We start from the raw sequence: 4,369 nt of genomic DNA, 5'->3' as shown, positions 1-4,369 counted from the left end.
AAGGTCGTCTTCGCGCCTGCCAATGCGCGATTAAAGAACTCAATCTGGTCAGACGCGGTGCGGCCACAAACGGTGACATAAGTGCGATAGACCGGAAAATGGATGACCAATTCGATCAGCGCGCGGCGCAATGCGCTGAGAGTGAGGTCGCGGGTGTGTATATCGAGACGGGCAATCGACAGCAGACCTTGCGCGACGGTTTCCACGTCCCCGGCCAGATTGCTGGAGAGTACCAGGCGCCGCGCTTCTTTAACTTCGTCCTCAAATGTCCCGATGCGTCCACTCACGCGGCTCCATACATCGTAAAGTTGAAATGCTCCTTTGGGATCGTGTTGCAACAGCGATACCTGATTCATAAATTCATAGCCGGTGGTGCCATCGAGCATCCAATCCCGCGCAAGTTGTTCGCCCTCTGCCAGTATTTTTTCCGCATAAAGGGGCAGGTGGTACTGTCTCAATTCCGGTGGGCGCATGAGTACCAAGCGATCAAGGCGGCGGCGTAGTTTGCGGCAGTAGGTACGTGGATTGGCCAAGCCATCCACATGATCGATACGCAGCCCATCAATTATCCCGCGCTCAATCAGCTCAAAGATCCGGGCGTGGATTGCTTCAAACACCGGCTGTCGTTCCACCCGCAATCCGCCCAGTTCATTCACATCGAAGAACCTACGCCAATTGATATCGTCAGCGGCGGTGCGCCAGCTAGCTAGCCGGTAATACTGCAGTTCCAGCAGATGATGGAGCCTATCCAGATTGTCGGTCGATCGTCCTCCACCGGAATCCGCGATTGCAGATTCGTGCTGTACGGAGGTATCTGGTGAGGCGTTATTCGGTGTAATGCGATACAGGGCAAGCACAGCGGCGATACTGTCGCGCTGTGGGGGTTGCCGGGCGGTCTCACGCAGTTCCTGATGCAGGATAGGGGCAGCTTGCCAGCCATCAGCGCTGGTTTCGAGAGCGGCAAAAGGTTGGGCGAATGCCTGCAAAACAGGGTCAGGGGTGTTGTACAGGATATGGCTATAGCTCGCCGGGCTCAGCGGGAAATAGTGGTCAAAGTGGCGTGCGTAAAACTCGCCCGTGTCTTCGTTGAAATGGACGGTAATTTCGCCTGCTGCCAATACTTCGCCGTAGTTGGTCCGCAAGAAGGGAACTAATAACTGCCCTTTAAGAGCCGGGTCGGGGGAATTCCACTGGATATCAAAAAACTTGGCGTAGCGGCTTTTGGCTCCCCATTTCAGCGCATCAAGCCACCAGGGGTTATCGTCCTTACCTACGGCCATATGGTTAGAGACGATATCGACAATCAAGCCCATGTCATATCGTCGCAGTTCGGCGACCAGGCGCTCCAGCGCCTCCTCTCCGCCTAGCTCTGGATTTACCTGCGTGGGGTCGACGACATCGTATCCATGTTGCGAGCCTGCACGCGCTTTGAGGATGGGTGACGAGTAGATATGGCTTATCCCCAGTTGGCTAAAATAGGCGACCAAGGGTATCGCGTCATCAAACGTAAAATCGCGATGGAATTGCAGTCTGACAGTGGCACGAACGTCTGGCATCGTGTTGAGTTCCCGCAGGGTATCAATTAAAACAATACCCGCTTTGTCTCAAATCCTGCGCATTGCTGTCTGTTGGTTAGCTAACAAAGGGGCGTGCAGAGACTAAAGGCGCATAACGGCGACTGCACTGTTGGGCGGGAGGACTCCTTGTTGGTAATCAGATTCCGATACGTTATGGCGAAACAAGGGTTGCTCACCGTCCCACGAGGGGGATGCCATTACTCGCGACTGCGACAGATTGAGGTAAATACCCAGCTGGCTACCGTTACCCAAAATCCACGCCGCCCTTATCGCTCTCGGACCCATGATGGTGGTGCCAGTCGAACGTGCCTCGGGTAAGTGTGGAATAATCTGGGTGTGGCGCAGGGTGAGGAGCTGCTGGTAAAACTTCCACCAACGTTCGCGTTCTGACTGCTGGCCTTCCTCTTGCTCGCCAGCGTCCATCTTCCCGGTGAGTTCTATTCTGGAACTGAGAAAAGTGCTAATAGCGTTAGGGTCGGGGATTTGCTGGCGCATTAATGGATCCTTAAATTGGGTGAAATGCGCAAATTCTGCCCGCCGCCCATCGCGTACTGCTTTGGCCAAATTGTCTTCATGGTCGGTGAAATACAAAAACGGGTGTTTTTCTCCCCATTCTTCACCCATAAATAACATCGGGATCATGGGCGAGAGAAGCATCAAGGTTACCGCTGCTTTTAGGGCATCTGGGTCGGTAATCTGGGGCAATCGCTCGCCCAATGCGCGGTTGCCCACCTGATCGTGGTTCTGTAAAAAAAGTACAAAAGCCGTCGGCGATAGATGGGCGCTGGGTTCACCACGGTAACGTCCGGTATGGCTCATCTCACCCTGGTAAATAAATCCTTCACCCAGGCAGCGTGCCAGCTTCACCGTAGGGGATTTGGCGAAATCGGCGTAATAGCCTTCATCTTCACCAGTGAGCAAATAATGCAGTACATTGTGGCCGTCATCATTCCATTGGGCATTGAACCCCTCTTCCAACAGACTGGAGGAGTTGTCTTCATTTTCCAGAATTAGATGAACATGGCGATTGAACGGAAGGGCGCTGCGTACCCGCTCAGCCAGTTCGACCAGAAAATCCTTTTCGCTGATCGCATGCACTGCATCCAGCCGCAAGCCATCAAAGCGATAGTCGAAAATCCACATCAAGGCGTTTTCGCAAAAAAAATCGCGCACTTCGCGCTTGCGAAAATCAATTGCGGCTCCCCAGGGGGTATGTATGTCGTGACGGAAGAACCCGCTTGCATACTCACCAAGATAATTCCCATCCGGGCCAAAATGGTTGTAGACCACATCCAGAAATACCATTAGACCCAGGCTGTGGGCAGTATCAATCAGGCGCTTCAATTCGTCCGGTGTACCGTAAGACGCCTCCGGGGCGAAAGGCAATACACCGTCATAACCCCAATTGCGAGTACCGGGAAACTCATTAATGGGCATTAGCTCAATAGCGGTTATCCCCAATCGTGCCAGCGAAGGCAACAGTCTCTCGACCTTGCTGAAACCGCCAATCAGCCCGACATGTAGTTCATAAATTACGGTCTGGTGCCAGGGCAAACCTTCCCAGGAGTTGGTTTGCCAGGGGTATGACTGATCGACCACGCAACTCAAGCCATGGGCATCACCATGCTGGAGGCGGGCAGCAGGATCAGGTACACGTACCTTGTCATTGATGATGTAACGATAGGCTGTGCCAGCAGCACATTCAACGCAGGTGCTGTACCAGCCGTTTTTTTGATATTCCATTGGGTAAAGCCGTCCATCACCCAAGCTGACATCAACTTTGTCCGCATCGGGAGCCCATAGTGAAAAACGTGTGCTGCCATCGGGTAATGGAAAGGCGCCGTGGGAATATAGCCCCATTGGTGAAGCGCTCTCACGCGCCGATTTTTCAAGGCAAGTTAAAGGGGGCATAGCGTACCTCCGCGTAATTTGATTGCTGTCTCACGGCCGCTAAAAGGGTTTGGTAAAGACGGGTATAGGGTTGCACAGATTTGCGCCAGGAAAGGGGGGCAGACATTGCTTTGCAGCGCATGGCACATAACAGCTCAGGACGTTTGAATACCTGAAGCGCTCGCTCGACGGCTCCGCGATAGCTTTCCAGGTTGGGATCGCGAAATAAGAAACCACTTAGCCCATCTTCAATCGTGTCCGCCAAGCCACCAGTGCGACGCGCTATAGGTAAAGAGCCGCAGCGCTGTGCATAAAGTTGGCTGAGTCCACAGGGTTCAAAGCGCGAGGGCATCAATAGAAAATCACTCCCGGCAAAAATACGTCGCGCAGTAGTTTCGTCGAACCGGGTATCAACACCCACTTGGCGTGGGTGGCGTTTGGCAAGTTGCTGCATGCGCGCTTCCAGCTCCGATTCACCGCAGCCCATCACTATTAATCGACCACCCGCATTGATAATTGAATCGGTGACTTTGAGCGTTAGGTCCACTCCTTTTTGATGCGCGAGGCGCGACACCACAGCAAAAATTGGATTGGTGTTGTGCGGTAAATTAAAAATTTTTTCTATGTAATGGGTGTTTACTTTTTTACGTTCCCATTGCCGTGCACCAAAACTTTCTATTAAATGCGGATCGGATGTGGGTTCCCAACTTTCATCAATTCCGTTGATAATTCCACTCAATAATCCTTGTTCAAATTTGTTTTTTAGCAAGCCTTCCAACCCGCAGCCAAAAAGTGGTGTTGTTATTTCACGCGCATAGGTTTCACTCACCGTGGTTATGTGCTGTGCATACACAATACCCGCTTTTAAAAATGAGAGCTTTCGATAAAATTCCATGCTGTCG

General features: G+C 52.4%; 3 protein-coding genes. All 3 read right to left on the bottom strand.

The window, feature by feature from the left end; translation table 11 throughout:
* Positions 1–1,556: malto-oligosyltrehalose synthase (gene treY, locus ACWA6V_RS02845; protein WP_449521084.1), on the bottom strand; the 1,556-nt coding region annotated here is incomplete at its 3' end.
* Positions 1,557–1,658: 102 nt separating this feature from the next.
* Positions 1,659–3,488 (bottom strand): malto-oligosyltrehalose trehalohydrolase, encoded by a 1,830-nt coding sequence (gene treZ, locus ACWA6V_RS02840; protein ID WP_449521083.1) that lies wholly within the window; start codon positions 3,486–3,488, stop codon positions 1,659–1,661.
* On the bottom strand, positions 3,466–4,369 hold a 904-nt coding region (locus ACWA6V_RS02835; RefSeq protein WP_449521082.1), incomplete at its 5' end, for a glycosyltransferase. The genes ACWA6V_RS02835 and treZ, both read right to left, overlap by 23 nt.

This window comes from Cellvibrio sp. (assembly GCF_053579595.1).
This window is presented reverse-complemented; position numbering and strand designations above follow the sequence as displayed.